At 31.6% G+C, this 4,032-nt stretch carries 4 protein-coding genes; all 4 read left to right on the top strand.

Translation table 11 applies throughout. The features are described 5' to 3' along the window. Positions 1-17 precede the first annotated feature (17 nt). Complete coding sequence (locus EZH24_RS08320) at positions 18-902, top strand: alpha/beta hydrolase (RefSeq protein WP_137998691.1); 885 nt, start codon at positions 18-20, stop codon at positions 900-902. A 24-nt stretch (positions 903-926) separates the two neighbouring features. Beyond that, positions 927-1,607: an N-acetylmannosamine-6-phosphate 2-epimerase gene (locus tag EZH24_RS08325; RefSeq protein ID WP_137998692.1), complete on the top strand. Its 681-nt coding sequence runs from the start codon at positions 927-929 to the stop codon at positions 1,605-1,607. A 50-nt stretch (positions 1,608-1,657) separates the two neighbouring features. Continuing rightward, complete coding sequence (locus tag EZH24_RS08330) at positions 1,658-3,292, top strand: PTS transporter subunit EIIC (RefSeq protein WP_137998693.1); 1,635 nt, start codon at positions 1,658-1,660, stop codon at positions 3,290-3,292. A 200-nt stretch (positions 3,293-3,492) separates the two neighbouring features. Next, the coding region (locus EZH24_RS08335) for an OB-fold nucleic acid binding domain-containing protein (RefSeq protein WP_236847127.1) at positions 3,493-4,032 on the top strand (540 nt) is incomplete at its 3' end.

Consider the following 4,032-nt stretch of genomic DNA (forward strand, 5'->3'; position numbering starts at 1 on the left):
GAAAGGAGTATATTCGTATGAACAATATAAAAATAACTTCCACATTATTATTATTTATTTTTATTTCATCTATAGCTTTTGCAAGAGGCTCGGTTGAAGAAAAAACAATGTATTCTCAAACGCTCGGAAGAGAGATAAAATATAAAGTTTATCTTCCAAAAGATTATGATAAAGGAGAAAATTTTAATGTGTTTTTTCTATTGCATGGTTTATACGGAAACGAAAAGGATTGGACTGACCCTCAACAGGGAAGCGCTTCCGTTATTTTTGACGAACTTATTTACGAAACGGAAGCTATAGAGCCAATGGTTGTTATTATGCCAGACGGCGGAAATACATGGTATATAGATAGTAAAGAAAAAATTCAAACTGCATACGAAAAAGATTTGTTTCCGTTTGTATTTACAAATTATAAGGTTTCAAAAGAGAGAGAAAAAGTTATAATTGGCGGACTTTCAATGGGCGGTATGGGTTCTTTAAATTTTTTCTTAAGAAATCCAGAAATTTTTGGTAGAGTGATTTTATTAAGCCCAGCCGTTTACGATAAACTTACCGATGAATTTTTGGAAGTATCACCAGTCACGCAAAAAGATATGTTCAATTCATATTGGACAAATAATCTTGAAAATTATAAAGAAAAAATTTACACAAATAAACTCAAATCTGAAATTTATATCGTTATAGGAGACGATGATAATTTAGTAAATTCTGAAGGCAAAGAGGATTTTCAAGAAAGAGCGGTATCGATATATAGAGAATTAAAAAATTTAGGAAACAATGTTGAATTAAGAATTGTAAACGGAGGACATATATGGAAAGTATGGAGAGACGGTTTGCGACAAGGTTTAATTGCTACAGATAAAAATTCAAAAATAAGAAACGGATTTTCAACTGTAGAGTAAAATATAATTAATAAGGCTTTATTTATGCATGAAATTTTTAATAGGATAAAAGGAAAGCTTATAGTGTCTTGTCAAGCGTTGGAAGACGAGCCTCTTTATAGTTCTTTTATAATGGGTAGAATGGCTTTGGCCGCTACTCAAGCGAAAGCGGGAGGCATAAGAGCAAATACAATATCCGATATAAGAGAAATTAAAAAGAATACCAACTTGCCTATCATAGGAATAATAAAAAGAAATTACGGAGATTGCAATGTATATATTACGCCCACAATAAACGAAGTTGACGAACTAATGGAGGAAGGCGTAGATATTATAGCCATAGACTCTACAAAAAGACGAAGACCTGATAATATAGAATTAGAATATTTTGTAAAAAATATAAAAGAGAAATATCCTAATCAAATAATAATGGGCGATATATCCAATGTGGACGAAGCGGTTTATTCGGAAAAAATAGGAATAGATATTGTGGGAACTACTTTATGCGGTTATACGAATTATACTAAAGGAAACGAACCTTTGGATACTTTAAAAGAAGTTTTAAAATCGGTAAAAATTCCAGTTATAGGAGAGGGCAATTTAGATACTCCCGAAAAAGTTAAAAAAGCTATTCAAATGGGGTCTTTTGCGGTAGTTGTCGGAGGAGCTATAACTAGACCCAAACAAATAGCGGAAAAATTCGTTAAGGCTATAGAATCTATATGATTTTAGATATATAAAAAATTATAAAAAAATTTATTTTCAAGGAGATCAAAATGAAAAATATTTTTGCAGTATTACAAAAAATAGGAAGGTCTTTTATGCTTCCAATAGCGATATTACCAATGGCAGGTATATTGCTCGGTATCGGCGGAGCTTTTACAAGTCCCGTATTAATCGAAACTTATAATTTGACTTTCTTAAGAAGCGGAACTCCGTTAAATTATATTCTAATATTACTTTTTAACGCTGGTAATTTTGTATTCGCTAACTTACCTCTTTTATTTGCGGTAGGCATAGCGATAGGAATGGCTGATAAAAGTAAAGAAGCGGCGGCTCTTTCCGCGGTGGTAGGATTTTTACTCTTTCATACGGTTATAGGAGTTATATTAAATTTTCAAGGTTATACGCCTGAAAATACTACCGTAGAAGCTTTAATATCTTCTGGATTAAGTTCTGGAGAAGCTGCGGGAACGGCGGCGTTATATGCAAGAGAACTTGGAATATTTACTTTACAAACGGGAGTATTCGGAGGAATTATATGCGGTTTATTATCGGCTTTTATAACCAATAAATTTGCAAATCAAACTTTGCCAGATTATTTGGCGTTTTTTAGCGGTAATAGATTCGTAGCCGTTTTAACTATGATATTTTTTATACCTTTAGGCGCTATATTTCCTTTTGTTTGGCCATCCATATTTAAAGGAATAGTTCATGGAGGAGAGTTATTTGCGGCTACTGGATATATAGGAACTTTCTTTTACGGCGCTACAATGAGAATGTTAAATGTATTCGGACTTCACCATGCGATATATCCTTTATTTTGGTATACCGAATTGGGAGGAGTATTGGAAGTGAGCGGACATATGATAGCTGGAGGACAGAGGATATTTTTTGCTCAATTAGCCGACCCGACTGTAACGCATTTTAGTTCGGCGGCTACCAGAACAATGCAAGGAGGCTATTTGCCTATGATGTTTGGACTTCCAGCCGCCGCTTTGGCGATGTATCAGGTTGCAGATAATGAAAATAAACAAAAGGTAAAAGGCATATTATTATCGGCGGCTTTAACTTCGTTTTTAACTGGCATTACCGAACCTATAGAATTTACTTTCTTATTTGTAGCTCCTTTACTCTATGTTATTCATGCGATTTTAGAAGGTTTATCGTATATGCTTTTATATATGTTGGATGTAGCGGTAGGCGTGACTTTTTCAAGAGGTTTAATAGATTTTACTTTTTTCGGATTATTGCAAGGAATGTCAAAGACTTCATATCAATGGATTTTAATATTAGGACCTATATATTCTGTAGTATATTATTTCCTATTTAGATTTTTAATAATTAAATTTAATTTTATAACTCCTGGAAGAGCTGGCGGAGAAGCAAAACTATATAGGAGAGCCGATTATAACGAAAGAGAAAAATCAAAATCTAACATTGACGAAGATAAAATAATAGATTCCATAGTCGAAGCGCTTGGAGGCGTAGACAATATAGAAAATATAGACGCATGTATTACAAGATTAAGAGTCACGGTTAAAGACTCAGATAAAGTTGCAAGCGATGATGTTTGGAATTCTCTTAATTCAAAGAAAGTATTAAGATTAGGTAAAGGAATACAAGCGGTTTACGGAACTAAAGCCGAAGTGTATAAAAATAAAATTATACAAAAATATAATATAAAATAATAAAAATTCAAAAAGTCATGTATCTATATTATTAGATGCATGGCTTTGTTATTTATTTCGTTTAATTAGATTTATTTATTCATTAGATTTATTTATTCAATCAATAAAAAATTTAATATAGAATTTTTTTGAAAATTAATATATCATTTATAAATCAAATTTATTATTTACATTTTAATTTAAATAAAGGATATTTATTAATGCCAAACGAAGAAAATAATTCTCAAAATCAAAATTTAGAAAAAGAGAATAGAAAAGAAAAAATCAATACTTTAAGGAAAATGGGAATAAATCCGTTTCCAAATAATTATGAAGTCAGTTTTAAATCGAAAGATATAAAAGAAAATTTTGAAGAACTTGAAAAAAATCAAACGGAAGTGGCGATAGCGGGAAGAATAATGCTCTATAGAATAATGGGCAAATCTTCTTTTTTGACTATAAAAGATTCTACGGGAAATATTCAGGCTTATATTCAACGAGATAAAGTGGGAGACGATTTTTATAATAATGTATTCAAAAAACTTATAGATATTGGCGATATTGTCGGCGTAAAAGGAACGGTATTCAAAACTAAAACGGGAGAGATAACGATTTACGCAAACGAAATAAAATTGCTTACGAAATCCATTAATCCGCTTCCAGAAAAATTTCATGGCTTAACCGACATGGAACTTCGCTACAGACAAAGATATGTCGATTTGATAATGAACGATGAAGTTAAAGAATTATTTATTAAACGT

Origin of the sequence: Brachyspira catarrhinii (assembly GCF_005518285.1) — a bacterium.
Classification (GTDB): Bacteria; Spirochaetota; Brachyspiria; order Brachyspirales; family Brachyspiraceae; genus Brachyspira; species Brachyspira catarrhinii.

What these genes read in the sequence shown, in the direction of transcription:
- EZH24_RS08320 (WP_137998691.1), top strand. Translation starts at nt 18, where the DNA reads ATGAACAATATAAAAATAACTTCCACATTATTATTATTTATTTTTATT.
- EZH24_RS08325 (WP_137998692.1), top strand. Translation starts at nt 927, where the DNA reads ATGCATGAAATTTTTAATAGGATAAAAGGAAAGCTTATAGTGTCTTGT.
- EZH24_RS08330 (WP_137998693.1), top strand. Translation starts at nt 1,658, where the DNA reads ATGAAAAATATTTTTGCAGTATTACAAAAAATAGGAAGGTCTTTTATG.